Genomic DNA, 24,198 nt, shown 5'->3' with positions numbered 1-24,198 from the left:
TTAATATTTTGATTGATGCATTTGATGATTTAGCTAAAGAATATCAAAATGTAGAGCTTTGGATAGGAGGAATGGGGTTGAATATCATAACTTGTCAGATCAGATTAAAAAGTTAAGATTAGAAAATAAAATAGTATTATTAGGAAAACTTGACAGGGATACTGCCATTGAAAAATATAAAAGCTCAACATTTTATGTTTCACCAAGTTTAATAGAGACATTTGGAATTGTTATTATTGAAGCTTTAGCTATGGGACTTCCTGTTTTGGCTACGGATTCCGGTGGCCCTCAATCTATTTTAAATAATGACGTCGGAATCATTGTAAAGAAGAATTCAAGAGAAGAATTATATAAAGGAATGAAGTATTTAATTGAGAATGAAGACAAATTTGACAGAGAGAAGATCGTTAAATATTGTGTTGAGCATTTTTCTAGAGAAAAGGTTTCAAATGACCTTATAAACGTTTATAAGAAAATACTAAAATCATGACAAAGAATGTCATTATTTTATTTTTAAGGAAAATCATGGGAGCATTAGCAACGTTAGTTGCTACGATGTTGATTACTAGAAATCTAAGTGTTGAAAACTATGGTTTGTATAACGTATTTATCAATACAATTTTAATCATTACCAGTTTTTTATCATTAGGTATTGACTCTGCCAGTGGATATGTTTTACAAAATCAGAAACATAATCAGGATAAAGTTATTCTAAATATTTTCTATTTAACAATATTTATAAGCATTATTGCTTTTATTGTTTTTAATTTAATTTTTAAAATAATACCGTATGGAAGCTTAAATGGAATCCCTCCTGATTTGCAATCATTTGCTACAATTATCGGAATTGGTACATTGTTTACAAATGTTTTGTATACAATTTTGATTGGTAAAATGGATTTTAAGAATTATGCTATTTTTAGTATAGGACCCAATGTAATTTTTATTATCCTGTTGTGTATATTTTTGATATATAAAGAGATAACGCTTCAGCATGTGATTATTTCATTTATGACTGGATTTATCATAACCAGTATATTGTTAATAATTTACTTTTTTGGAAGTGTTAAAATATTTTCAATAAAAGATTTTAAAATTGATATTGATATTCAGAAGTATATATTGAAATTTGGTTTAAAATCTTACGTATCTAATCTGATAACGATCTTAAATTATCGTATCAATATATTTATTATTGCACATTATTTAGGATCAAAGGAAACCGGTATTTATTCTAGCTGTCTTGTTATTATTGATTTTATATGGCTGCTTCCGGCAACTATTTCATCTGTTACCTATCCATGGTTTTCAAATCCTTCCATGTCTGCTCAGAGAAAAGTGATGATTCCAATTATTACAAGAGTTGTTATTTTTCTGACATTTATTGCTACATTGTTATTTTATATTCTTGGGGATTATTTAGTTAACATTGTTTTTGGAAGTAAATTTACAGATACAAGATCTCTGTTTTTATATTTGGGACCAGGAATAATACTGATGGCGGGGTCGAAAATTATAAATGTAGACTTTGCTGCTCAGGGTAAACCACAAATTAATATTTATTTGAATCTCATGGCTCTCATCATTACAGTAATCAGTAATTTTTTATTGATACCAAGATTTAATCTTGTTGGAGCTGCCATAGCAACAAGTATATCATTTATAATTTGGTTCTCTGTAAGCCTTCTGATATACTGTAAAATAACAAAAACAGGAGTAAGAGAATATCTGATTCCTAAAATAAATGATTTGAGTTTTATAATTAATTTTAAAAAGTAGTAATGAATATTATTGTTTTTCTTATAATTTTTTCATTAAGCTTAGGAAGTTTCGGAGGTTCTTTTCAACCTACAAGATTATTGTTGCTTTTCTTACCTTTTTTATTGGTGAAATCAACTAAAGGTTCTCATCTTCACTACAATAATACAATTACTTTTGGCCTCTTTACGTATTTTGTTTGGATTACTTATGGCCTTATTTCTCTTTTTTGGAGCCCGGATCCACAAATTGGTTTAACGAATGAAATCGTCGTGATGACCATTAGTATGTCAAGTTTACTCTTTTTTCCTCTTTTTTTGAAAGATAGTGATGCTACTCTCAAATTAATTAGAAATGCTTGGATTTATGGATTAGCACTTACTTTGCCTATTGCAATTTACGAAATTGTAACAATGAACCATTTTAGCTATGATGACGAAAGATTAATTGGAGGTATTGGTATATATGCACCTTATGCTTCCGTTTTTTTTGGAAATTATAACAACTATTGTGTTTTTATTTGTTTGTGTTTACCCATGGTATTATGGGGAATCATTGAAGAAGGGAAAAAAGCGTTAAAAATATTCTACTTAGTGGTTTTGGGGATTTCTGTCCTTATAATTTTTGTAAATACCAATAGAACATCCATGATCATCATTGTTATTTATTTATTATCTCAGATCCGTTTAAACTATAAAAACTTATCCTTTATTGCTCTTATATTATTGCTTTTTTATTTTTCTTATACTTTTCTGCCAGATCCTTTGGTACAAAATATAGAAATTTTATTTAAAGATAGGGTAAATGTTGATTACAGCAATGATGAATCCGGTAGTGTAAGAATGTATAATTTTATTGCTGGAATTGGATTCCTGATTGATTCTTACGGTGCCGGAGTGGGTGCCGGAGGATATGAATATTATATGGAAAGATCTGAATATTATAAAGGAATAGTCAATCCACATAACTTCTTTTTAGAAATTTTTGCACAATATGGGATTGTTATTTTTTCATTATTTATAATCTGGCTCTTAAAAATTCTAATAGGATTTAAAAAGAGTGTAATGCTGAGTAGTAATGTGAAAAGGCTCTTCTATACAAGTGTTCTGGTAATCCCTATCATTGGTATAATCAATAGTGATTCATTGGGAAATACATATTGGTGGTTATATCTTACATCACTCGCAATTATATCCTCAGTTGGTGGAAAGAAAATGCTGAAATCATATGGAAAGTAAAAGTTCTTCGCTTAGTAGATCCTGTTTCTTCAAGTGATTATTTTACTTAATGGATAGATCAGAATTATATATATATTAGCATCAGATTTTATAGATGTCAAAAAGTACTCTTTAAGAATATAATTTAGTAAAATATAGTAGCTTAAATGCTGAAAACTTGTTTAAAATTATAAAAGATACCGGATATTTAAAATGAGGTAATACAGTAGAAAATAAACATTATCATGTATCTGGAATATTTAGGAAAACGAGTTATTAAAAAATATAATGATTTAAAAAAATAAAACAAATGTGTGGAATTTTTGGTGTCGTATCGAACACCAGTATTAATAAACAGAAGTTTCAAACTCTGGTAAAACACTCCGAACAAAGAGGAGTAGACTCTAGTGGTTTGATTTATTATCAAAATAACCAATATAGGGTAAACAGAGCTGATTACAGCATTGAAAAATTACTGAATAAGGTAAAACCCTATAATAACAATATTGTCTTAGGACATAGCAGATTAATTACCAACGGACTGGGAGATAATCAACCTGTGATCAGAGGTAATATATGTGCGATACATAATGGTATTATAGTTAACGAAGACGAAGTCTGGAGTAAGTTATCAGTAAGCAGACAATTAAAAATTGATTCTGAAGCTATTGTAGCTATTGCAGAAGAATTTCTTACTCATAGTGAGAACAAAATAGAAGACCTTCCTAAAGAAGTACTTTCTTTATGCCAGGGAGTTATTGCCTGCGCTCTTGCTCTGCCTGAAAAAGGAAAACTCCTTTTATTCTCTAATAATGGCAGTTTATACGTAGGATACAATGAGGATAAAACTTATTTTGCATCAGAAAGCTATGGACTTAAAATTATTGGATGCGAAAACATTACCCAGATAAAAGAAGAATCCTTGATTCTGGATATTCCTGTCTCAAAAGAGAAGCTTACGGTTATAGATGAAAAAAGCAGAGTAGAAGACTTAATCCCTGAGTTTAAATTTAATACGATTGAAGAAAATCTACTTGAATATAAAAAACTTGACATCAGGAGATGCACCAAATGTATTCTTCCTGAGACCATGCCTTTTATAAAATTTGATGAAGCTGGGGTCTGTAATTATTGTAAAAGCTACAAACCAAGAAATAATCCTAAACCGAAAGAAGAATTATTTAAGCTGGTTGAGCCCTACAGAAGAAAAGGAAAAGAACTGGATTGTATTGTTCCCTTTTCAGGAGGTAGAGACAGCTGCTATGGACTGCACCTTATTGTAAAAGAGCTGGAAATGAAACCTGTTACTTATACCTATGATTGGGGAATGGTAACGGATCTTGGCCGAAGAAATATCAGCCGTATGTGTGCAGATCTTGGTGTAGAAAATATTATTGTTGCTGCAGACATCTCACTCAAAAGAAAGAATATCAGAATGAATCTGGAAGCATGGCTGAAATCACCCCATTTAGGAATGATGGCAATGCTAACCGCTGGAGATAAACACTTCTTCAGACATGTAGAAGATATTAAAAAGCAAACAGGAATCAATCTTAATCTGTGGGGAGTAAATCCATTAGAAGTAACTCACTTTAAAACAGGATTTTTAGATATTGAACCTGATTTTGAAGAAAAAAGAGTATACAGTCATGGTGCTATGAAACAGCTGAGATACCACTCCAAAAGATTCAGAGCGATGATGGAGAGCCCTGGATATTTCAATAGTTCACTTTGGGATACTCTATCTGGAGAATACTATCGTAGTTTTACGGAAAAACAGGATTACTATCACATTTTTGATTATTGGAGATGGGATGAAGAGCAGGTGGATAATACCCTTTTAAACGATTATAATTGGGAAAAGGCAATAGATACTACTACTACCTGGAGAATTGGTGATGGTACAGCAGCTTTTTACAACTATGTATATTATACTGTAGCTGGCTTTACAGAGCATGACACGTTCAGAAGTAATCAGATCAGAGAAGGGCAAATAACACGAGAAAGAGCCTTAGAACTCGTGGGAATAGAAAATACTCCCCGTTATCAGAATATCAGATGGTATCTGGATACCTTAGGACTCGATTTTGAAAGAGTAATTAAAATCGTGAATAGAATTCCGAAATTGTATACTGAAAAATAATTTCAAGTCCAAAAAACAATTAATGAATAAAAATTATAGATTTCACATATGCCATCTTACGAGTGTCCATCCAAGAAATGACTCCAGGATATTTCATAAGATGTGTAAAAGTCTGGCATCCAAAGATGTTAAGGTAACCTTAGTTGTTGCTGACGGTAAAGGGAATGAGGTGATAGACAATGTGGAAATTATAGATATAGGTGCCCCATCAGGTAGAATAAAAAGAATTACACAGACTACAGCTAAAATTTTTAATAAAGCTAAGGAACTCAATGCAGATGTATTTCATCTGCATGACCCCGAATTGCTTTTAATAGCGAAGAAACTAAAAAAGCTAAATAAAAAAGTAATCTTTGATTCTCACGAAGATACGGTAAATACTATTTTAGTTTCACCCTATTTAAAATCTCCTGTTTCAAATATCATCTCCCTGTTCTATGAGAATTTCGAGCGTTATGCCTGTAAAAAAATAGATGGGGTGATTGGGGCTACTCCTCATATTGAAAACTATTTTAAAAAGTTTGCAAAACAAACAGAAAACATCAATAACTATCCCATCTTATCCGATAAGAAACAAGAACATATTTCCTGGGATCAAAAAAAGGATGAAGTGTGTTATGTAGGATCTATTGATGACACGAGAGGGATTAAAGACCTTATGGATTCATTGGAGATTACAAAATCAGAGGCCAGACTGAATCTTGCGGGAATGTATTCTTCTCCTACGCTGGAAAAAGAAATAAAAGAACATAAGAATTACCATCTTGTTAATGATTTTGGATACATAAATTCTGATGAAGTAGAAAATATCTATAACCGTTCCATGGTAGGAGTGGTTACTTTACATCCGATCCCAACATTTTTGGTGAGTCTGCCAATAAAAATGTTTGAATACATGGTGGCAGGAATTCCTTTTATTGCCTCAGATTTTCCCTATTGGAGAAGTTTATTGAAAGGAAGCGACTGTTGTATTTTTGTAGACCCTCAAAAACCTAAGGAAATAGCAGATGCTATTGATTATTTCATGCTTAATAAAGAAACAGCGAAACAAATGGGTGAAGTGGGACGAAAGTTAGTCTATGAAAATTTTTCATGGGAAAGCCAGTCTGACAAATTATTAACGTTTTATCAAAAAGTTTTATCAAACTAATATGTGCGGAATAACAGGAGCAATAGAATTTAAAAGATCACAAAACCTCGACTTTAAAGAAGGAAGTGATTTACATAACTATATACGAAGAAGAGGACCGGATTATTATGCAGTTGAAAAAGCAGAATATGCAGATTGGTCAGTAACGTTAGCGCACTCAAGGCTGGCGATTATAGATCTTTCAGGAGCATCTAACCAGCCTATGATTTCTGAGGATGAAAGATATACTATCACTTTTAATGGTGAAATATATAACTATCAGGAAATTAGAGAAGAATTAATTGCCAATGGGTTTACTTTCAGAACAAAAGGAGATACTGAAGTTCTTTTGAGAGCCTGGGAATGCTGGGGAGAAGCGTGCCTGAATAAACTGAACGGAATGTTTGTTTTCGGGATGTTTGATAAGGTTAAAGGAGAATTCTATCTTGTAAGAGACCGATTTGGAGTGAAGCCGTTAATCTATACTTTTTTTGATGGCCAGCTGTTATTTTCCTCTTCCATTGCCTCTGTAGCGAAGCAAATAAATCAGGACATAGATTTGGAATATTGTTCCAGCGGAATAAGATTTGGTTTTTTTGAAGGATATGAAGACAGAACTCCTTTCAAGAATGTTAAATATCTTTTGCCGGGATCATTAATGAAATGTAAGCTGGAGGGAGAACTGAAAATAGAAACAAAGACATGGTATTCTCTGGAAGAGCAGGTGGCAAAAAAAAGAAAAGAACTGGAGTCATTAAGCTCAGATGAACTCATTTCCCAAGGGAAAGCCCTGTTGGAAAATTCAACAAAAATACGTCTGAGAAGTGATGTTCCCCTGGCAATTTCTTTAAGTGGAGGAGTGGACTCTTCCTCTATAGCAGCCATTACAGCAAAAGAAGTAGACCATCTAATGGCATTCAGCTATGGCGCTCCCGATCACCCGAAATCAGAAGGACCTGTTATCAATAAATTTGCAAAAGATAAAAATATCAATGTTGAATATATTCATCACTCTTACAACGCACAGGAGATGGGGAATATTTATGATCAGACCATGGAGGCACAAGAATCTCCATTTCTTGGATTAAGCATTATAGCGCAGCATGAAGTATACAAGCAGGTAAAAGAAAGGAACATTAAAGTTTTATTAGGAGGTCAGGGAGGTGATGAAGTTTTTGCTGGATACAGAAAGTTTTTCGTAGTAGCACTGAAAAAAGCAATCGAAAAAAAGGAAATCCTACCCGGCTTGCAATACTTTCACTCACTGGCACTTATGCTGCTATTTGAAACCAAACAGATAAAGACCTATTGGAATGAGAAAAACAGATACCTGAAAACAACAGGAAAAGATACTGCATTCCTTGATTGCTTACCTGACATTTCTTTAAATCTGTTTGAAAATACATCTTTATCAGACAGACAAATCTCAGATATTCAAAAATATAGTATTCCTTCACTTTTAAGATATGAAGATAGGAACTCAATGTATTTTTCTATTGAAAGCAGACTGCCATTTATGGATTACAGACTGGTGGAGTTTGCTTTAGCATTGCCGGATTTGCTTAAAATTAAACATGGATACGGAAAATGGATACTACGGGAGATGATGAAGAAAGATGTGCCGGGATATATCCTCAAAAACCGTTTAAAAAGAGGCTTTGATGTTACCCAGAATTGGGTGAATGATGGGGTGGGAGAAAGAATAAAATCAAATATTCTGGAGCGAAAAGATAAAGTAAAAGATTTTGTATCAGACTTTAAGCAGCTTGAAAACAGCCTGAGCATTAAAAATCTTAATAACAGCAATATTTTGAATGAAGCAATTATGCTTGATTTCCTAATTGATCCAATTAAAAAACCAACCTTGCAGTAATAAAATGGAAAAAAATATCTGGCTAATTTCCAAATATGCCTCACCTCCGCAATATGCAAAAGTGCCCTCACGTTTGTTTTATCTGGCAAGAGAATTTAAAAGACAGGGAAATAATACCCTCATGATAACTTCAGATTCAAATCATTTTACCAATTGTCCTGAAACTGACAAGATCTATAATGATGAAGAGCAGGATGGGGTAGCTATAAGATGGATTAAAACAAAAAAATATACCAAAACCGCATCGATAGACAGAATTTTGTCATGGTTTGATTTTGAAAGAAAGCTTTTCTCAATGAAACTTTCTAATATGGGAAAACCTGATGCTGTCATTATTTCTTCACTTTCAATTTTTTCTATTATTTATGGATATTATCTGAAAAAGAAGTTTGGTAGTTTTTTAGTTTTTGAAATCCGTGATATCTGGCCGCTGACGATGACGGAGGAAGCCGGATTTTCCAAAACCCACCCTCTTGTTTTATTGATAGGATTTATCGAAAAGTTTGGATATAAAAAAGCAGATCTGGTGGCAGGAACAATGCCGAGATTAGATTTGCATGTGGAAGAATTACTGGGATATAAAAAACCATTTCATTGCTCACCATTAGGATTTGATCCTGAAAACTATTCCGAAGAATTCCTGAAAGAAAAAAATCCTTTTTCAGAAATTGTGCCACCCGGCAAAGTAATTATTGGCTATGCAGGCAGTATGGGAGTTACCAATGCGTTGGAACCTTTTATTGAAACAATACAAATGATGAAAAAGAACAGTAATATCCATTTTGTACTTGTTGGAAGTGGTGATCTCAGAGCATCTTACGAAGAACAGCTCAAAGATTGTTCGAACGTTACATTTTTACAAAGAATACAGCAAAATGAAGTTAAATATTTTCTTCAGGTTTGTGATATTTTGTACTTGTCTACTAAAGATTCAAAAGTGTGGGACTACGGACAATCTATGAACAAAGTAGTGGAATACATGCTGGCTGCAAAACCTATTATTGCCTCTTATACCGGATATCCTTCTATGATTAATGAAGCTGATTGCGGTAAATTTATCAACAGTACATCTGCAGAGGATATTAAAAGTGCAATCCTGTATTATGCCAATATGAGCTCAGAAGAAAGAATGGAGATAGGTGACAGAGGCAGAAAGTGGATTTTTGAAAACAGAACGTATCCGGTGCTGGGAAAAAAATATATGGATGCCATTTTATTTCATTCTGTAAAGCAAAAGAAGTAGTTTTGCATAGATTGAAATATAAATAGAGGCTTTATTTTGAAAATTACGGTTAATAATAATTTCATTGATAAACTTTTCCTGTTATCTGTTATAGTGGGAAATACTATTGCCATTTCTTTTGCCAAGCCTTTGGAAATGAATACCAGGAACTTTTCTATACCCTATCGAATCTTTATCATTGTCCTTTCTATATTCATCATCTATAGAGAAAGGAGAAATATTAGTTTTAAAAATATTTCAATGATAAGCCTTGCCGGATTCTGGGTTTTTTACATCATCAAGCTTATCTATTCGTTTAAAAACTATCCGTTTAATCAGGATGTAATAGCATCGCAGAATGAAGATCTTTTCAGAATCCTCTTTATGATCCTGTTACCAAGTACTGCTTTATTATGTATTGACTACCGTAAAGTAGATTTCAAAAGCATAGCAAAGTATTGTATAAGTATTTTATGTGGTCTTCTTGTGGTAAACTATATATATGGTTATATCAAATTAGATCATATTTTTAGTACCTACTACATTATGTACGGCCATATAGGAGCTTCATTATTTATTATATCGCTATTTTTGCTTTTGTTTTGTAAAAAAGATTACAAATCCTATTTTTTATTCTTCTGCCTTTTTTTAGGCCTTTTTAATGTGATTCAATCGATGGCGAGAAGTCCGTTAATAGCTATTTTTGTATGTTCTTTTTACATAGTTCTTTTAAAAGGAAATAAAAAATATCTGCTATATGCTGTTACATCAATCTTGTTATTTATAGGGTTGATTATTCTGCATGAACAATATGGAGACGGACAAATAACAAGCTTCAACAGAATGTATAAATGGATTGCCCATGGAGATACATCAAGCAGAGGACCATTATATACCAAGGCTATTGAAATCTTTAATTCAAACCCTTTGCTGGGAGGAAGGATATTGTTTGAGGATGGAGTGCATCCCCATAATATTTTTTTAGAGCTTTTAATGGCCACCGGAATTTTAGGGCTAATTATTTATTTTCTAAAGTTTTTGCCTGTATTACAAAATGCTTCTCTATTTTGGAACATAAAAAAAAGTAATATATACTATAAATTGATTTTTGCTTTATTCTTACAATATTTTACACTTGTACAAACATCCTGTAACCTTTTTAATATACCGGAATTTTTGTACTTTAGTTCAATGATTATTGGAATCAGTTATACTGCAAAAACAGAAGAAGCCTGAGTAGTTACTCACCATGTATTATGACCAATATATCTAACTTTTAAGAATGTATAAAAATTATTTAAAGAGGATTTTAGACTTTGTATTTTCCCTGATGGGAATTACCTTATTACTTCCAATTTTTCTTATTGTGATGGTAGGATTATTCCTGGCCAATGATGGGAAACCCTTTTTCTTTCAGTCAAGACCTGGGAAAAAAGGAAAAGTATTTAAGATTATAAAGTTTAAAACAATGAATGATAAAAAGGACTCCAACGGAAACCTTTTATCAGATGCAGAAAGATTAACAGCAATCGGTTCGTTCGTCCGTAAAACATCTTTGGATGAAATTCCACAGCTGATCAATGTCTTAAAGGGAGATATGTCACTTATCGGTCCCAGACCTCTTCTCGTACAATATCTGCCACTTTATAATGAACATCAGGCACGAAGACATGAAGTAAGACCCGGAATTACTGGATGGGCACAGGTAAACGGGAGAAATGCAATATCATGGAATCAAAAATTTGACTATGATGTGTGGTATGTGGAAAACATATCATTGATGTTAGATTGCAAAATCTTTTTTCTTACCGCCAAGAAAGTATTTATAAGAGAAGGAGTGTCCGCTGAAGGACATGTAACCATAGAACCATTTCAAGGAAATTAACTGATAGCTATGTATTTATTTGGAGCAAGTGGACATGGAAAGGTAATTGCAGATATTGCTGCTGCTAATGACATAAAAATTAAGGCATTCATAGATCAGGATGCCTCTAAAAAGGAATGCTATGGATTTCCTGTATTGAATCATGTACCGGATGATAAGGAAAAGCTTATTATTTCAATTGGAAATAACCTTACCCGTAAGAAAATCGCAGAACAAATTAAGAATAAAATTGATGTCTTAATACACCCAAAATCAATTATTTCAGGCTCTGTGAAAATAGAAGAGGGAACTGTAATCATGGGTGGCGTTGTCATCAATGCAGATACTACCATTGGAAAACACTGTATAATCAATACCAATGCATCCGTAGATCATGATTGTGTGATTGAAGACTTTGTCCATATCTCACCCAACTCCGCACTTGCGGGAGGAGTGAAAGTAGAAGAAGGTTCTCAGATTGGAATCGGCGCTTCGGTCATTCAAGGAATCAAAATAGGAAAATGGTGTGTAATAGGTGCCGGAGCAGTTATTATTAATGATATTCCTGATTATTCAGTGGTAGTAGGAAATCCGGGGAGAATTATCAAGAAAAATATTATATAAACAAGTTACTAATCAAAAATATGAATACTAAAATCTGGTTATCCTCACCACATATGGGAGGGAATGAACAAAAATATATCAACGAAGCATTTGAAGAAAACTGGGTAGCTCCGTTGGGACCTAATGTTAACGGATTTGAAACTGATCTGGAGCAGTTTTTAGGTGAAAATGCAAAAGTGGCTGCACTTTCTGCAGGTACTGCAGCATTACATCTTGCTCTTGTTGAATGCGGAATTGTACATGGTGATGAGGTGATCTGCCAGTCAATGACTTTCTCTGCGTCCGCCAATCCTATTGCATATTGCGGAGCAATACCTGTTTTTGTTGACAGTGAGCCGGATACATGGAATATGTGTCCGAAAGCATTAAGAGGAGCAATTGAAGACAGAATCCAGAAAGGGACAAAACCTAAAGCAATCATTATAGTTCATCTATATGGTATGCCTGCAAAAATGGACGAAATTACAGCGATTGCTCAGGAATTTCAGATTCCTGTGATAGAAGATGCTGCTGAAGCTCTTGGTTCTACCTATAAAGGACAGGCATGCGGAACATTCGGACGTTTCGGAGTCTTAAGTTTTAACGGAAATAAAATTATTACCACTTCAGGAGGTGGAGCTTTGGTTTGTCACACTCAGGAAGATAAAGATAAAACCGTTTTCCTTTCTACACAGGCAAGAGACAATGCACCTCACTATCAGCATTCGCAGATTGGTTTCAATTATAGAATGAGCAATATTGTTGCAGGAATAGGAAGAGGACAGATGGAAGTGCTTAAGGACAGAGTGGATGCCCGTAGAGCAATGCACAATTTCTATGTTGACCTTTTCAAAAATATTGAGGGAGTAACAGTATTTTCAGAGCCGGGAGATGATTTTTATTCAAACCATTGGCTATCTGCAATCATTGTTGACCCCGAAACTACAGGGAAAAACAGAGAAGGTTTAAGATTTGCCTTTTTAGAAGATAATATTGAATCAAGACCACTGTGGAAACCAATGCATTTACAGCCGGTTTTTGAAACTTCACCTTATTACGGAGGGAATATTTCTGAAAAGCTTTTTGATAACGGATTATGTCTTCCTTCAGGCTCTAACCTGTCAGATGATGACAGAGAAAGAATCACAAAAGTAGTGCATACTTACTTTGGAATTTAATATCATCGAATTTAATGAATCAGTATACATATTGGAAAGCGGTTTTTGATTTTACCTTAGCGGCAATATTGATCCTCTTTCTTATGCCGGTACTGATCATTTTATTTGTGATTGCAAGTTGGGATACCTCTTCCAATGGAATTTTTTTTCAGACCCGGATAGGGCAGTATGGAAAACCTTTTACCATTTTTAAATTTAAAACAATTCATGAAGAGACGAGAACATGCTCAAAAATCGGGCAGACGCTCAGAAAATTTAAGCTGGATGAATTTCCGCAATTGTTTAATATTTTAAAAGGCGAAATGAGTTTTGTCGGTCCCAGACCGGATATCAAAGGGTATTATGATAAACTCGCCGGAGCAGATAGAAAAGTCTTGGAACTTAAACCCGGGCTTACCTGTGAAGCAAGCATCAAATACAGAGATGAAGAAAATCTTCTGAAAAACCAGAAAGATCCTTTAGCATATAATGATGAAGTTTTATTTCCGAACAAAGTAAAAATGAATCTGGACTATTTTGAAAATATGTCTTTTAAAAACGATGCAAAAATTTTGTTTAAAACATTAATAACCACATTGAAATAGAGTTTTTTAACTATTATGAAAATTAAAGAAACCCCGCTTAAAGACTGCTACATCATAGAGCCTACCATATTTGAGGATGAAAGAGGATACTTCTTTGAAAAGTTCAACGAAAAAAAATTCGAGGAACTTACCGGAATGAACGGGCACTTTGTACAGGATAACATTTCCAAATCTTCCTATGGAGTATTAAGAGGATTACATCTTCAGAAAGGAGAACATGCTCAGGCAAAATTAGTTTCTTGTCTTGAAGGAAGCGTTTGGGACGTGGCTGTAGACCTTAGAGAAGACTCGCCTACATTTGGAAAATGGTTCGGAATAGAACTTACTGCTGAAAATAAATTACAGCTTTATGTACCGCGAGGTTTCGGGCACGGGTTTTCTGTGCTGAGTACCCACGCTGTATTTTCTTATAAATGTGATAATTTTTACAACAAAGAATCAGAAGGCAGTGTAAAATTCAATGATCCCGATCTTGATATCAACTGGAAGGTAGATAAAAAAGACGCCATCCTTTCTGAAAAAGACGAGAACGCTCCTGGATTTAAAGAAAAAAACTTTTAAAGCATATCCCTGAAAACCACTTTTATAAAGTGGTTTTTACTTTTTTAATCTTAACTCTCCAATATTTTGTATCTTTGCAGACTCAAAATCAAAACGATGCGTACAAAATCTGTAGGGAAGAAGAAAATCAATGTAGTCACTCTTGGATGTTCCAAGAATGTATATGATTCTGAAGTATTAATGAGCCAGCTGAAGGCCAATGGCAAAGAAGTGGTTCACGAAGACCGTGGGGACATTGTGGTCATCAATACCTGCGGATTTATTGATAATGCTAAAGAAGAGTCTATCAATACCATCCTTGATTATGTGGATGCTAAAAACAGAGGCGAGGTTGAAAAAGTATTCGTTACAGGATGTTTATCCGAAAGATATAAACCGGATTTGATTAAAGAAATTCCGGATGTAGATCAGTATTTCGGAACCAGAGACCTTCCAATACTTTTAAAGCACCTTGGAGCAGATTATAAACATGAGCTGGTAGGAGAAAGATTAACAACAACTCCTAAACATTACGCATACCTTAAAATTTCTGAAGGTTGCGACAGACCATGTTCTTTCTGTGCCATCCCATTGATGAGAGGAGGACATATTTCAACGCCTATCGAAAAGCTGGTTTCTGAAGCTCAGAAACTGGCCAAAAAAGGAACAAAAGAATTAATTCTTATCGCTCAGGATCTTACTTACTATGGGTTGGATCTTTATAAAAAAAGAGCATTGGGTGATCTTCTAAAAGAACTGGTGAAAGTAGAAGGAGTAGAATGGATTCGTCTTCACTATGCTTTTCCAAGCGGCTTCCCGGAAGATGTTCTTGATATTATCCGTGAAGAACCTAAAGTATGTAACTATATAGATATTCCTCTTCAGCATATCAATTCAGATTTGCTGAAATCTATGAAGAGAGGAACTACCCATGAAAAAACGGATGCCCTTTTAGGAAAATTCAGAGAGAAAGTTCCTGATATGGCAATCAGAACAACGCTTATTGTTGGATATCCAGGAGAAACACAAGAAAGATTTCAGGAGCTTAAAGATTGGGTAAGAGAGCAAAAGTTTGACAGATTAGGTTGCTTTACTTATTCTCATGAAGAGAATACCACTGCTCATGTTTTGGAAGATGATATCCCACAGGAAGTAAAAGAGGCAAGAGTAGAAGAAATCATGGAGCTTCAGTCTCAGATTTCGTGGGAGAAAAACCAGGAAAAGATCGGTAAAGTATTCAGATGTATTTTTGACCGTAAAGAAGGGAATTATTTTATCGGAAGAACAGAGTATGACTCACCAGATGTGGACAATACAGTTTTGGTTTCTGCCGAAGATACTTATATTTCAATAGGTGAATTTGCAGACGTGAAAATTACCTCTGCCGAAGAATTTGACTTATATGGAGAGTTAGTCTAGCTAAACGCTTATTAATCAAGTAAAAATATCATTTTTAAAATTAAATTATTAACGAAAATTAACATAGAATTTTCTCGGTAATTTATTTTTATTGTATTGATAATCAATTTGTTAATATTTTGTGTAATTAAGAATTTTTAATTTTCTTTTATAATGTATTTAAAATCGAAAATTATGTCTTAAATTTGCGCAAGAAGCAATATTTTTAAAGCGTATGATTTCAGCAAGTTAATCATTGAAATGAAGTTAAAATCAATTGAAATACTTATTTGAATATTTTATTTTTAGTTCAGTGTTCACAAGTTGAGATTTATTAAGCTTTTTAGAAATATTGATGAAAAAATGTAATTAAAAATCTTTAAAAACTTATGAAAAAATTTTTATTAACAGCAATTATGCTTGTTGGCCTTTCGGCCGTTTCTAAGGCTCAACAGGGGCGAGTGGGGATTAACACAACCACACCTGCCGCAACATTAGACGTAGTAGCAAATACTACAGACAATGCAAGACCTGATGCCTTACTAGTCCCTCGTATGACGGCAGCAGAATTATCTTCTAAGGATGACACCAGTGGTACATACGGTGCACCTCAGAATGGAGCAATTGTTTACATTACTTCCGGAACAGGTACAGGTGCAAGAAAAGTTAAAATTACTGGTCCGGGTTTCTATTATTTCGACAATACTGTTCCTGAATGGAAGCCATTTGGTGGAGGTTCTGTCGCTCCTGCTGGAATGACAGTAAGAGCACAAACAGCTGCTACAATCTCAGATGCAGACTTGAATAACGCAATCCTTGTTACGTCAAATGTTACATTTAACTTAGCTACATTAACAAAAACCAACGGTAAAACTATTACATTTATTGATGCTACCGGAGGTAATTTCTTTAGTGTATCGGGAGCTCACAGTACTGCTTCAACGACACCTCTTCAATCAGGTGGATCTTTGTCTTATATTTGTGATGGGACAAATTGGTATAGCTATAGTTCATTCTAATAACAAAACACACTTATGAAAGTATATTTAACATCAGCATTGTTTGCCATTGTTGCGGCATCAAGCACTTTTTTCGCTCAATTGAGATCAAACGGTACTGTTAGTGCTACAGTAGCTACACAGTCCGTATTTTTAGATGCTTCTGCAAACGGCTTTACAACATCAACTAGTAATGGTAAAGGATTAGCATTTCCTAGAACAAATTTAACTACGTTTACTTTTGTAACTCCAGTGACTAGTGCGCTTAATTTCCCTACAGCATATGATGGGATGATTGTATATAACTCTACTGCTGGTACTACTCCTGCTACAGGATCAGGTATCGGAGGTCAAACTGTAGGGGTAGGTTTTTACTATTTTAGCAATCCTACTCCAACGCCGGCATTTTCTTCTGCTTCAGGACAATGGTTACCATTAAGTTCTTCTGCGAAAGAAAATATTCTTACTACTGAAACTGTTACAAACAGACAAGTAAACAACGCACAAATTTATGGTATAAAAGGAACTTTCGCTGCAAACGGTACTACTACTGCAGTAACAATTCCTGCTCCTGCTGGTATTACTGCTATGTACGGAATTACTATTTATAAAGCGGGTACAAACAATGTATATTCTAGAGAATTGTATTCATATGATACAGGTACAGGGGCTGCTGTTACAGGGTCTCCAAGTATGTCTGTAGTATATCCTAACGGAACGTATGACTACGTTTTAGAATACTTAAAATAAAGAAATTTATTTAGTTACATCATAAAAACCAATGAGAATATCATTGGTTTTTTTACTTTTAAGAGGCATAGCGTTCATTTATTTTTTTGACAGTAAGTAATCATATTGATGTAATTTTTTAGTGTAGAATCATGAGATTATGGAAATAAAGAATCAATCCGGAAATTTTAACAAAATATAATGCTGTTAAAATCTGATTCAGAAACCTGATTTTATAAAGCCAGATATCTTCTATCAGGACTTTTCTCCAGAATCAGATTTTATGATTTCTGATTTTAATAATAATTTTTTGATTCAATTTTTTAACGTTGTTAATTTTGTAACTGATTGATTTTCAAATTGTTTTTATTTTTGCTTTTTCAAATTTTATGTGATTTAGTTAATTATATTAACTTTTTAGGTCTTTTTTTAACATTTTTTAACAGTGTGGTCTAAAAGCCCTGTTAATAGGGTATTGCAGGGTTTGTTAACATTTCTTTACTGTTTCATTAACTCTTTTTAACATATTGGATAGGGTTTTATAAAGATTCCTGATACTTTTGTCCCGTCAAAACCAATAAAAGTTCAAAATGATGAAAAGATTCATTCTCGTAATCATAATGATGATTTCAACCTTAGGTGTTTATTCTTTTACGAGTAATGCCTTAGATGCGAAAAAAACAAGTTATGCATCGTACTACCACGATAAATTTAACGGTAGAAAAACTGCTAGCGGAGAAATCTTTGATAACTCAAAGTTTACTGCAGCAAACAGAACGCTTCCATTTGGAACAAACGTTAAGGTAACAAACCTTAAGAATGGTAAAGAGGTAATAGTGAGAATTAATGACAGAGGGCCTTTCCATTCATCAAGATCTTTAGATATGTCTAAAGCTGCGTTCGATGAGATCGGAGATATCAGTCATGGTACAATTCCGGTCGAATATGAAATTGTCGATTAATTTTATGATTTAAATTAAAAAAAAGCCAGCTGATTCAGCTGGCTTTTTGTATAGATAAATAAGACATTGATTATAGCTCCAGTTCCAATAAAGCAGGACAATGGTCAGAATGTACTGCTTCCTTTAAAATAACAGCCCTGCTGAGCTTATCTTTTAAACTATAAGAGGTGAAGTTATAATCCAGCCTCCAGCCTTTATTTCTTTCCCTTGAATTTTGCCTGTAACTCCACCATGTATAATGATCAGGTTCATTATTGAAAAACCTGAAACTGTCAATCAATTCACATTCATTGATGAAATTGGTCATCCATTCCCTTTCCATAGGAAGAAATCCTGAAACATTCTTTAGACCTACAGGATTGTGAATATCGATAGCCTCATGGCAGATATTAAAGTCACCGGATATAACCAGGTTAGGAATTTCTTTCTTTAAGTTTTTGATATACTCCAGGAAGTCATGGCAAAACTGCATTTTAAAATCCAGTCTCTCAATATTAGAAGCGGAAGGCACATAGACGGAAATGGCAGAAAATCCATCGAAATCTGCACGGATGATTCTTCCTTCATTATCGTAGCTTTCGATACCACAACCATACTCTACATGATTGGGTTTTATTTTTGAGGCAATTCCGACCCCGCTGTAGCCTTTTTTTACCGCTGAGTGCCAATAACTGTGATATCCTAATTTTTCAAGGCTTTCGATATCTATCTGATCGTTTCCTGCCTTGCTCTCCTGAATACAGATGATATCCGGATCGGCAGTCTTCAGCCAGCCTAGAAAATCCTTCGTGAAAGCTGCTCTGATTCCATTGACATTGTAGGTGATTAATCTCATTATTCTTCTATAAATATTTTAAAATTGTCATTGTATTTGGAAGGGATGAATTCGGTGATGGTATAATCTGCTATTTCATGAATATAAAAAGGATCTTCAGTAATAATCTGCTCAATATCTTTTTTAGATTCCGTTTTGGCAATAATGATCCCTCCTGTTCTTGGTTCTTTTCTTCCTGATGTGATAAACACTCCGGATTCATAATGTTTGTCGAGGAAAATATTATGTTGGGGAATATGTCTTTCTATATCTTCAAGAGAACTCTTATAAGTGAGCGAAATAATAAACATGATTTATTTTTTACGAAGATATGAACTATAAAAAAGAGGCGGAAAAAATCGAATGATTTTTTCCGCCTTAAACCCAAAATTAAATAAACTATGAAAAAAACTACTTGGGTTCTAGAACGCTGATGGGAATGATACACTCTTCCAGTGAAATCCCCCCATGCTGGTAAGTTTCTTTATAGTAATTTACAAAATGATTGTAATTTTTAGGATACGCCAGGAATATATTGTTTTTAGCAAAAATATATTTCGAACTTAAATTTCCTTTGGGAAGGAAAAGCTTTTCAGGATTGGTAATTGCCCATACATCACTGTCATCATACGTTAAGCTTTTACCTGTTTTGTATCTGATATTCGTAGACGTTTCTCTGTCTCCTACAACTTTACTTGGCTTTTTTACGTATACCGTTCCGTGGTCTGTGGTGATAACCAGTTTATATCCATTTTCTGCAGCGGTTTTAATGATCTTTAGTAAAGAAGAGTTTTCAAACCAGTTGAAAGTAAGGGAACGGAACGTTTTATCATCACGGATCAGCTGATCTACAATATGGTTGTCTGTTTTTGCGTGGGAAAGGATATCAATGAAGTTGTATACAATGACCAACAGATCATTATTTTTATGCTGATTGAAATCATCATAGATCTTTCTTTCAAAATCAGCGTTCAGTACTTTAAGATACTTCATAGACTTTGATCCGAGTCCAATTCTCTTCATCTGGTCTTCAAGGAAATCGCGCTCAAATTCATTTTTGTTTCCTTCCTCATTATCATTAAACCATTTATCCGGGAAACGTTTCTCAATCTCGGATGGCATTAATCCGGCAAAGAAAGAGTTTCTCGCATATTGTGTTGCGGTAGGAAGAATACTGTAGTAGTAATCTTCTGATATTTTATTGTAATATTTTGTAAATAAAGGCTCAATTACTTTCCATTGGTCATAACGAAGGTTATCAACCATCAGTAAAAGAACTTTTTCTTTTTCCACTTCAGGCTTTACCTTTTCCTTGAACAGGGTATGGCTCATCAGAGGCTTGTCTGAATCAATAAGCCAATCTGCATAGTTTTTCTCAATAAATTTAGCAAACTGAATATTGGCTTCTTCTTTCTGAGACTGCAGAAGGTCAGCAAATTCATTATCTGCTACTTTATCAAACTTGATTTCCCAGCTGAGGATCTTTTTATAATATTCAGCCCATTCCTGATACGTTCTCAAATAAGAAAGTTCCATAGAAAGATTCCTGAATTCCTGCTGATACTGCAAAATAGTTTTTTGTTCAACAAGATTATCCTCCTGAAGATTTTTCTTTAAGGAAAGTAATATCTGGTTAGGATTTACAGGCTTTAATATATAATCGGCAATCTGGGAACCGATAGCCTCTTCCATAATGTGTTCCTCTTCACTTTTGGTCACCATGACGATTTTTAAGGCATTATCTTTTTCCTTAATCATAGGAATGGCTTCCAATCCCGAAATGCCGGGCATATTTTCATCAATTAGCGTTAAAGCAAATTTCTCTGAATCCATAAGTTCCAAAGCCTCATTCACATTATTAACAGGAGTTACCTGGTAACCCTTCTTTTCTAAAAATACGATATGAGGTTTAAGTAAATCTATTTCATCATCGATCCATAATATCTTTTCTGACATAATTTATTTTTTACATGGTTATTGTATCAAAATGTTGACCAATTCCTTTTAAAATCTCACAAAATCGAAAGATTAAAAGTTAAATATTAGTTAAATGAAAATACCGTGAAATAATTCACATTTTTGCTTCATTTAACGAATGGTTTCTATATATTCTAAAGCTTTTTCCAGGACTTCATCTTTACCGTTTTTAATTCCTTCTACACTGGGTTTTACAAGAATGTCCGGGATTATTCCTATCCTTTGAGTTTCCCTGCCGTCAGGATAATAAGCCCCAAGGCCAGTGAACCGTGTGTCCAGGTCAGCAATTTTAAACATAACAACATCTCCGTTAGCTCCGGAAGTATTACTGCCGATAATTTTAGCTTTCGGATGCTGTTTGAACATCATTGTTGTGGTCTCTGCCTGGCTCTGTGTATTCTCATCTACTAAAACGATTACATTTCCTTTATAGTATTCAGGATTCTTTCTGCCGGTCACATTTTTTCTGCTGTAGAATTTTCCGGGATAGCTGGTATCAGGAAAAGTAAACTGATAATACACGGTTGGCTCTGGAAGCAGAAGATAGCTTAAAGGAATAATGGTTTGTTTAGGGTAATTCCTTATATCAAAGATAATGGATTTTGTAGATTTCAACTCTCTGTACATTTCATCCAGATCTTCTTTTTCTATCATTCCCATATTAACATACCCGGTTTTCTTTTCATCATCAATGAATTTCCACTTTTTGGGTGTCACAGTTTTTTCATGAAGGATATCTTTGACAAGATAGGTTTTGGCTTTTATTTCCAGATTTTGCCCTTCTCTTTCAATCTTTACAGAGATAGAATCATTGTTACTGAAGAGAAGTTTGTCCTTTATTTTGCTGACTTTGCCCCATGAGTTGGAAGCAGGAACATATTTTCCCAGGCTATTGATCATTTGAGGAATTGTTTTTCCATCAATATCATAGATAATGTCACCGGTATGTAAAGGACTGCTGTTTCTGGATCGTGTGTTGTTGATTTTTACAACAACCAGTTTTCCTTCAGCATAAGAATATTCTACAGGAACTTTTCGTTTACCATACTGATGGAGCTGAATCTCTTTTGAAGAAATAAAGGCATGTGAGTCATCCGTTTTAGTGACCAGTTCTGCTAATGTCAGGTGAAAATTTTCGTCATTATCAATCATGAGAAATTTTGGGATCATTTCGGAAAGAACATCATTCCAGTTTTGATCGGTTTCATATTTATAAGGAAAAAAATATTCTACATAATTCCAGTACCTGAATAATTCCAGTAGGCTAATTGTTTTGGAAGTAAATTCAGAGCCATATGATTTTTCATTCCTGAAATATATTTTTCTCCCGCCTTTTCCAACATAGTGATTGTCTCCAAGATTCCTGTTTTTTTCAATATAACGAAGTTTTTGAGATACATCATCAGAGAAAATCTGCGAATTATCAATCCAGCGCAAATCAAAGTTTTTGAGAAAATAAACTTTCTGATCTTGTGCTGAACATTCTTTACATAGTGGAACTTCTCCGAGACTTTTAATCCATTCGGAATAAAGAATATTAAGAGATTTCTTATCATGAATATTTTCAAGCTCCTTGATTTTTTGAAAAAGCTGCTTGTCCCAGTTTACATTTCCTTTGGCAACATGAGGATGGTAATATTTTAAAAATCCCCAAATTCTGCAGAGGGACTCCAGTTTTTGGGTCTCAGTGATAACTTGTGCGGAAAAATGTAAGCTTAAAAATAATAAAAGGAAAAGAGAGTATTTTCTCATTAAAAGTTATCGTGTTTTCTCAATCAAAGATAGGCTTAAAATACAATAATGGCAAACGTTTTTAAGGAATTAATCCTGAAGGGGAACAGATCTTCTTTTAACATGAAATTAATCATAACTCAAATTTAAAATGCCTAACTTTGTTTACTAATATTGACGTTTCAATGCAGAATAAGCTAAAAATCATCAACGATCCTGTTCACGGATTTATCAAAATTCCACACGAAATTTTATTTGATATCATTGAGCATCCTTACTTTCAGAGATTAAGAAGAATCGGGCAGACCGGACTTTTGAACCTGATATTTCCCGGTGCTACCCATACAAGATTTCACCATGCACTGGGAGCCATGCATCTGATGTTTACGGCTTTGGAAACATTGAAACAGAAAGGAGTAAAAATTTCTGAGGAAGAAGAAAAAGGAGCGATGCTGGCTATTCTGATGCATGATATTGGTCATGGTCCGTTTTCTCATGCGCTTGAAAGTATGCTGATGGATGACTGGCACCATGAAAATCTTTCTTTACTGTTGATGAACAAGCTTAACGAGGAATTCAAAGGAGAACTCTCAATGGCGATTGAAATGTTTCAGGGGAAATATCATAGAAAATTTTTTAATCAGCTGATCTCTTCCCAACTGGATGTGGACCGTCTGGATTACCTGAAAAGAGATAGCTTTTTTACAGGAGTATCAGAAGGAAATATTAATACCCAAAGAATTATTTCCATGATGAATGTGTGTGAAGAAGGGGAGCTGGTGATTGATGCAAAAGGAATTTATTCCATTGAAAATTTCCTGACCGCCAGAATGTTTATGTACTGGCAGGTGTACTATCATAAAACTTCAGCTCTAGCAGAATTTCTTTTGGTTAAAATTCTTGAAAGAGCAAAATATCTGATTTCTCAGGGTACAGAGCTTCCTGCAACGGATAATCTGAAATATTTTTTATACCGTGAAAAGAGTGCTGCAACGGATGAAGATATAGAACGATTTACGAATCTTGATGATAATGACGTAATTCAGGCAATGAAAGAATGGCAGAATTCGGATGATTTTGTCTTGTCATACTGGTGTAAATGTGTAATTCAGAGAAATTTACCTAAAACAATCATTTCATCTCATCCATTTGACCCGAAAATAATTGATGAAAAAATAAAAAAGAGTAATGAATTTTTCGGAATCAATAATGGTAATGAATTGGTTCATGAAATTAAAAGAAAATTATTGCCCTATCATGCAGAGAAACAGCCGATTTATTTACTGCATAAAAATGGCAGGAGAACGAGGCTGCACGAGTCGGAAGATCAGCTTTTATCCGGGTTGATCGTGAATAAAACCACTCGTTATATCCTTATGTTTCCAAGAGATATCTCCAAATTGGACTCTTAAAGAATATTAAAATTTACGATCTGAAACTAAAACATGTTTGCAAATTATAGAATTTCTTATCTTTGC

General features: G+C 34.0%; 22 protein-coding genes. 18 read left to right on the top strand and 4 right to left on the bottom strand.

Annotated features, from left to right (window positions below; translation table 11 throughout):
- Positions 1-58: 58 nt before the first annotated feature.
- The 17 genes from ACWPWS_RS16160 to ACWPWS_RS16080 all read left to right on the top strand — a co-directional run bounded on the left by ACWPWS_RS16160 (position 59) and on the right by ACWPWS_RS16080 (position 18,198).
- Positions 59-490 carry a glycosyltransferase gene (locus ACWPWS_RS16160; protein WP_454047206.1) on the top strand — a complete coding sequence of 144 codons (432 nt, stop codon included), beginning with the start codon at positions 59-61 and terminating at the stop codon, positions 488-490.
- The gene (locus ACWPWS_RS16155) at positions 487-1,779 is read left to right on the top strand and encodes an oligosaccharide flippase family protein (protein ID WP_454047205.1); all 1,293 of its coding nucleotides are present in this window, start codon (positions 487-489) and stop codon (positions 1,777-1,779) included. Before ACWPWS_RS16160 ends, ACWPWS_RS16155 begins: the two co-directional genes overlap by 4 nt.
- Before the next feature lie 2 nt (positions 1,780-1,781).
- Positions 1,782-2,996: an O-antigen ligase family protein gene (locus ACWPWS_RS16150; RefSeq protein WP_454047204.1), complete on the top strand. Its 1,215-nt coding sequence runs from the start codon at positions 1,782-1,784 to the stop codon at positions 2,994-2,996.
- Between the two features lie 289 nt (positions 2,997-3,285).
- A complete protein-coding gene (locus ACWPWS_RS16145) occupies positions 3,286-5,118 on the top strand; it encodes a hypothetical protein (protein WP_454047203.1) in 1,833 nt (610 codons plus the stop codon).
- A 22-nt stretch (positions 5,119-5,140) separates the two neighbouring features.
- Positions 5,141-6,268 carry a glycosyltransferase gene (locus tag ACWPWS_RS16140; protein WP_454047202.1) on the top strand — a complete coding sequence of 376 codons (1,128 nt, stop codon included), beginning with the start codon at positions 5,141-5,143 and terminating at the stop codon, positions 6,266-6,268.
- A gap of 1 nt (position 6,269) precedes the next feature.
- Positions 6,270-8,120: an asparagine synthase (glutamine-hydrolyzing) gene (asnB, locus tag ACWPWS_RS16135; RefSeq protein WP_454047201.1), complete on the top strand. Its 1,851-nt coding sequence runs from the start codon at positions 6,270-6,272 to the stop codon at positions 8,118-8,120.
- 4 nt (positions 8,121-8,124) lie between these two features.
- Entirely contained in the window at positions 8,125-9,363 is a 1,239-nt protein-coding gene (locus tag ACWPWS_RS16130) for a glycosyltransferase family 4 protein (RefSeq protein ID WP_454047200.1), read from the top strand.
- A 36-nt stretch (positions 9,364-9,399) separates the two neighbouring features.
- Positions 9,400-10,578, top strand: coding sequence for an O-antigen ligase family protein (locus ACWPWS_RS16125; protein WP_454047199.1), 1,179 nt, complete (start codon positions 9,400-9,402; stop codon positions 10,576-10,578).
- 46 nt (positions 10,579-10,624) lie between these two features.
- A complete protein-coding gene (locus ACWPWS_RS16120; protein ID WP_454047198.1) occupies positions 10,625-11,227 on the top strand; it encodes a sugar transferase in 603 nt (200 codons plus the stop codon).
- Between the two features lie 9 nt (positions 11,228-11,236).
- Positions 11,237-11,830, top strand: coding sequence for an acetyltransferase (locus tag ACWPWS_RS16115; protein WP_454047197.1), 594 nt, complete (start codon positions 11,237-11,239; stop codon positions 11,828-11,830).
- A gap of 20 nt (positions 11,831-11,850) precedes the next feature.
- On the top strand, positions 11,851-12,987 hold the full coding sequence (locus tag ACWPWS_RS16110) for an aminotransferase class I/II-fold pyridoxal phosphate-dependent enzyme (protein ID WP_454047196.1): 1,137 nt from the start codon (positions 11,851-11,853) through the stop codon (positions 12,985-12,987).
- A 14-nt stretch (positions 12,988-13,001) separates the two neighbouring features.
- Entirely contained in the window at positions 13,002-13,571 is a 570-nt protein-coding gene (locus tag ACWPWS_RS16105; RefSeq protein ID WP_454047195.1) for a sugar transferase, read from the top strand.
- A 15-nt stretch (positions 13,572-13,586) separates the two neighbouring features.
- Positions 13,587-14,132 (top strand): dTDP-4-dehydrorhamnose 3,5-epimerase, encoded by a 546-nt coding sequence (rfbC, locus tag ACWPWS_RS16100; protein WP_454047194.1) that lies wholly within the window; start codon positions 13,587-13,589, stop codon positions 14,130-14,132.
- Between the two features lie 96 nt (positions 14,133-14,228).
- Entirely contained in the window at positions 14,229-15,530 is a 1,302-nt protein-coding gene (gene rimO, locus ACWPWS_RS16095; RefSeq protein ID WP_209787751.1) for a 30S ribosomal protein S12 methylthiotransferase RimO, read from the top strand.
- A 395-nt stretch (positions 15,531-15,925) separates the two neighbouring features.
- Entirely contained in the window at positions 15,926-16,528 is a 603-nt protein-coding gene (locus tag ACWPWS_RS16090) for a hypothetical protein (protein ID WP_454047193.1), read from the top strand.
- Between the two features lie 15 nt (positions 16,529-16,543).
- On the top strand, positions 16,544-17,257 hold the full coding sequence (locus tag ACWPWS_RS16085; protein WP_454047192.1) for a hypothetical protein: 714 nt from the start codon (positions 16,544-16,546) through the stop codon (positions 17,255-17,257).
- Positions 17,258-17,826: 569 nt separating this feature from the next.
- Positions 17,827-18,198, top strand: a complete 372-nt coding sequence (locus ACWPWS_RS16080) for a septal ring lytic transglycosylase RlpA family protein (RefSeq protein ID WP_105681225.1) — start codon at positions 17,827-17,829, stop codon at positions 18,196-18,198.
- Positions 18,199-18,268: 70 nt separating this feature from the next.
- Here ACWPWS_RS16080 and ACWPWS_RS16075 read toward each other — a convergent pair whose 3' ends face one another.
- The 4 genes from ACWPWS_RS16075 to ACWPWS_RS16060 all read right to left on the bottom strand — a co-directional run bounded on the left by ACWPWS_RS16075 (position 18,269) and on the right by ACWPWS_RS16060 (position 22,741).
- Positions 18,269-19,033, bottom strand: coding sequence for an exodeoxyribonuclease III (locus ACWPWS_RS16075; protein ID WP_454047191.1), 765 nt, complete (start codon positions 19,031-19,033; stop codon positions 18,269-18,271).
- On the bottom strand, positions 19,033-19,323 hold the full coding sequence (locus ACWPWS_RS16070; protein ID WP_454047190.1) for a YciI family protein: 291 nt from the start codon (positions 19,321-19,323) through the stop codon (positions 19,033-19,035). Before ACWPWS_RS16070 ends, ACWPWS_RS16075 begins: the two co-directional genes overlap by 1 nt.
- 100 nt (positions 19,324-19,423) lie before the next feature.
- Positions 19,424-20,968 (bottom strand): T9SS response regulator signal transducer PorX, encoded by a 1,545-nt coding sequence (gene porX, locus ACWPWS_RS16065; protein ID WP_105681222.1) that lies wholly within the window; start codon positions 20,966-20,968, stop codon positions 19,424-19,426.
- Between the two features lie 132 nt (positions 20,969-21,100).
- Entirely contained in the window at positions 21,101-22,741 is a 1,641-nt protein-coding gene (locus ACWPWS_RS16060; protein ID WP_454047189.1) for a S41 family peptidase, read from the bottom strand.
- A 164-nt stretch (positions 22,742-22,905) separates the two neighbouring features.
- Here ACWPWS_RS16060 and ACWPWS_RS16055 point away from each other — a divergent pair, with 164 nt between their 5' ends.
- Positions 22,906-24,132, top strand: coding sequence for an HD domain-containing protein (locus ACWPWS_RS16055; RefSeq protein WP_454048198.1), 1,227 nt, complete (start codon positions 22,906-22,908; stop codon positions 24,130-24,132).
- The last annotated feature ends 66 nt before the right edge of the window (positions 24,133-24,198 follow it).

This window comes from Chryseobacterium sp. Marseille-Q8038, from assembly GCF_965111995.1.
The sequence above is the reverse complement of the archived record's forward strand: the minus strand, read 5'-3'. Positions and strand labels throughout refer to the sequence as shown.

Bases quoted from the DNA above. Each gene is read 5' to 3' on its own strand.
- ACWPWS_RS16155 (WP_454047205.1), top strand. From the start codon at position 487: ATGACAAAGAATGTCATTATTTTATTTTTAAGGAAAATCATGGGAGCA.
- ACWPWS_RS16150 (WP_454047204.1), top strand. From the start codon at position 1,782: ATGAATATTATTGTTTTTCTTATAATTTTTTCATTAAGCTTAGGAAGT.
- ACWPWS_RS16145 (WP_454047203.1), top strand. From the start codon at position 3,286: ATGTGTGGAATTTTTGGTGTCGTATCGAACACCAGTATTAATAAACAG.
- ACWPWS_RS16140 (WP_454047202.1), top strand. From the start codon at position 5,141: ATGAATAAAAATTATAGATTTCACATATGCCATCTTACGAGTGTCCAT.
- asnB (WP_454047201.1), top strand. From the start codon at position 6,270: ATGTGCGGAATAACAGGAGCAATAGAATTTAAAAGATCACAAAACCTC.
- ACWPWS_RS16130 (WP_454047200.1), top strand. From the start codon at position 8,125: ATGGAAAAAAATATCTGGCTAATTTCCAAATATGCCTCACCTCCGCAA.
- ACWPWS_RS16120 (WP_454047198.1), top strand. From the start codon at position 10,625: ATGTATAAAAATTATTTAAAGAGGATTTTAGACTTTGTATTTTCCCTG.
- ACWPWS_RS16115 (WP_454047197.1), top strand. From the start codon at position 11,237: ATGTATTTATTTGGAGCAAGTGGACATGGAAAGGTAATTGCAGATATT.
- ACWPWS_RS16110 (WP_454047196.1), top strand. From the start codon at position 11,851: ATGAATACTAAAATCTGGTTATCCTCACCACATATGGGAGGGAATGAA.
- ACWPWS_RS16105 (WP_454047195.1), top strand. From the start codon at position 13,002: ATGAATCAGTATACATATTGGAAAGCGGTTTTTGATTTTACCTTAGCG.
- rfbC (WP_454047194.1), top strand. From the start codon at position 13,587: ATGAAAATTAAAGAAACCCCGCTTAAAGACTGCTACATCATAGAGCCT.
- rimO (WP_209787751.1), top strand. From the start codon at position 14,229: ATGCGTACAAAATCTGTAGGGAAGAAGAAAATCAATGTAGTCACTCTT.
- ACWPWS_RS16090 (WP_454047193.1), top strand. From the start codon at position 15,926: ATGCTTGTTGGCCTTTCGGCCGTTTCTAAGGCTCAACAGGGGCGAGTG.
- ACWPWS_RS16085 (WP_454047192.1), top strand. From the start codon at position 16,544: ATGAAAGTATATTTAACATCAGCATTGTTTGCCATTGTTGCGGCATCA.
- ACWPWS_RS16080 (WP_105681225.1), top strand. From the start codon at position 17,827: ATGATGAAAAGATTCATTCTCGTAATCATAATGATGATTTCAACCTTA.
- ACWPWS_RS16075 (WP_454047191.1), bottom strand. From the start codon at position 19,033: ATGAGATTAATCACCTACAATGTCAATGGAATCAGAGCAGCTTTCACG.
- ACWPWS_RS16070 (WP_454047190.1), bottom strand. From the start codon at position 19,323: ATGTTTATTATTTCGCTCACTTATAAGAGTTCTCTTGAAGATATAGAA.
- porX (WP_105681222.1), bottom strand. From the start codon at position 20,968: ATGTCAGAAAAGATATTATGGATCGATGATGAAATAGATTTACTTAAA.
- ACWPWS_RS16060 (WP_454047189.1), bottom strand. From the start codon at position 22,741: ATGAGAAAATACTCTCTTTTCCTTTTATTATTTTTAAGCTTACATTTT.
- ACWPWS_RS16055 (WP_454048198.1), top strand. From the start codon at position 22,906: ATGCAGAATAAGCTAAAAATCATCAACGATCCTGTTCACGGATTTATC.